Origin of the sequence: Paraburkholderia terricola, assembly GCF_900142195.1 — a bacterium.
Taxonomy (GTDB): Bacteria; Pseudomonadota; Gammaproteobacteria; order Burkholderiales; family Burkholderiaceae; genus Paraburkholderia; species Paraburkholderia terricola.
In genome coordinates, this window is record NZ_FRAB01000103.1 from 1 (window position 1) to 1579 (window position 1579).

Below are 1579 nucleotides of genomic sequence, written 5' to 3' on the forward strand. Positions count from 1 at the left end.
CATCCAGTTGCGCATACGTCACCTGCTCCTCGCCATCGACCAGCGCAATCGCGTCAGGACGCGCACTCGCCTGCGCGGCGATGCGCGCCGTCACCAGCTCATAGGCAAACGCGGCAGGCAAACGCCGCACCGCTTCATCGCGAATCTCGGGCAATTCGAACGACGCGATCCGCGCATCCGGCGCCGCGCTCCATTGCTCCAGCAGCCCCGTGAAATTGCGGGCAAGCCGTTCGATGGTCGACGCGTCGAATACATCGGTCGCGTAGGTGAGCGTCAGATCGAGCGCGTCGCCGGCCGTCTCCGCGATGTTCAGCATCAGGTCGAATTGAGCCTCGCCGTTGTCGACGTCCTCCACCGTCACGCTCAATCCTTCTCCGAACGATGCGCCGAGGTCGTGGCGCTGCTGCTGGTTGACGAGCACCTGGAACAGCGGCGTCTGCGTCGGATCGCGCTCGGGCTGCACCGCCTTGACGACGCTCGCGAACGGCACGTCCTGATTCGCGTAGGCGCACAACAATCGTTCGCGCACGTCGTCGATCAGTTGCGCCGCGCGCATTTCGCCGTGCGGCGCGGTGCGAATCACGACGGTGTTGACGAAGAAACCGGCGACGTCCGCGGCGCCCGGCAGATCGCGGCCCGCGAGCGGCACGCCCAGGCGGATGTCGGATTGCCCCGAGTATCGGTAGAGCAACGCGTCGAAGGCGGCGAGGAGCGTCATGAACAGCGTCGCGTGACGTGCGCCCGCGAGCGCACGCAGCGCGTTCACGGTGACGGCCGGCACGCGGGCGCGATGGCGCGCGCCCGGTGCCCGGCGCGTGCCGGTACGTGCGCGGTCGTAGGGCAGCGCGAGCGTCGCGGCGGAGTCGTCGTCGTTGGCGAGCGCGGCGCGCCACCAGTCGAGTTGCGCGGACTTGCGCTCGGGCGTCAGTTGCGCGGCGCGCGCCGCGATCAGTTCGCGATAAGCCGCCGCCGATGCGGTCGCGAAATTCGCATCGTGCGTGAGATGGTCGATCGACGCGGCGTGGTCCGATGCGCAATATTCGCGATACAGGCGCGAGAAGTCCGCGAACAGAAGGCCGACCGACCAGTCGTCGCTGATGATGTGATGCAGCACCAGATGCAGCACGTGGCGATCGGCGGCGACGCGGATCAGCGTCGCGCGCACGGGCGGCTCGGCGGTGAGGTCGAACGGTGCGCGCACGAGCGCGGCGAGACATGCGGCGAGGGCTTCGTCGTTGGTCGTGGTTTCGGTCGTGGTTTCGGTCGTGTTTTCTGTGCTCGGCAGGTCGAGTAGGCGGATGTCGTTGAGACTCGCGGCTTCGATGCGCTGATAGGGCACGCCCGCGACTTCGGCGAAACGCATGCGCAGCGCCGGATGCCGATCGCCGAGCGCGGCGAATGCGGCGCGCAGAGCGTCGACGTCGAGTCGGCCGTCGAAACGCAGCGCACCGTTCACGTGGTACGCAGCGCTCTCGGGATCGAGCTTCCACAGGAACCAAAGGCTTTGTTGGGATGCGGATAGGGGGATGGGTTCGGCTTGTGTAGCTTGTGTAGCTTGTGTAGCTTGTGTAGCTTGTGT

The 1579-nt window shown here is 66.9% G+C and carries 1 protein-coding gene; it reads right to left on the minus strand.

Annotated elements, in window-relative coordinates:
* On the minus strand, positions 1-1528 hold a 1528-nt coding region (locus BUE39_RS33605; protein WP_318268452.1), incomplete at its 3' end, for a condensation domain-containing protein.
* Positions 1529-1579: the final 51 nt, after the last annotated feature.